This window comes from Microbispora sp. CSR-4, from assembly GCF_008033685.1.
Classification (GTDB): domain Bacteria; phylum Actinomycetota; class Actinomycetes; order Streptosporangiales; family Streptosporangiaceae; genus Microbispora.
The window spans coordinates 1-329 of record NZ_VJVX01000319.1; the positions used below are offsets into that span (position 1 = coordinate 1).

At 72.3% G+C, this 329-nt stretch carries 1 protein-coding gene; it reads right to left on the reverse strand.

The genetic code is table 11. From position 1 onward, the window contains the following. The coding region (locus tag FLV34_RS41180) for a hypothetical protein (RefSeq protein ID WP_222709832.1) at window positions 1–329 on the reverse strand (329 nt) is incomplete at both ends.

Here is a 329-nt window from a genome sequence, read left to right on the forward strand (position 1 = left end):
GTGCCGATCTCGTCGGCGGAGTTGGCGGTGGAGACCAGCAGCTCCTGCCCCTGCAGACCGACCGTGGGAGCGCCGGTGCCGTCGGAGATGGCGCTGGAGACCGGCTCACCGGCCGCCACCGAGCCGGTGGAGGAGTCGCTCAGCAGGTGGGGCCGCCAGCCCAGGTATTCCGGGCCGATGGTCTTGCTCGGGTCGTCGGTCGCGACGAACTCGCTGGCCTGGCCCACGACCGCCCAGTACTCACCGTCGGGGATCTCCTCGGGGGTGCGGGTGTCGGTCACGGTGACCGTCGGCAGGGTGCCGGTGAACTGGCGGGCGGTGGCGTCCGA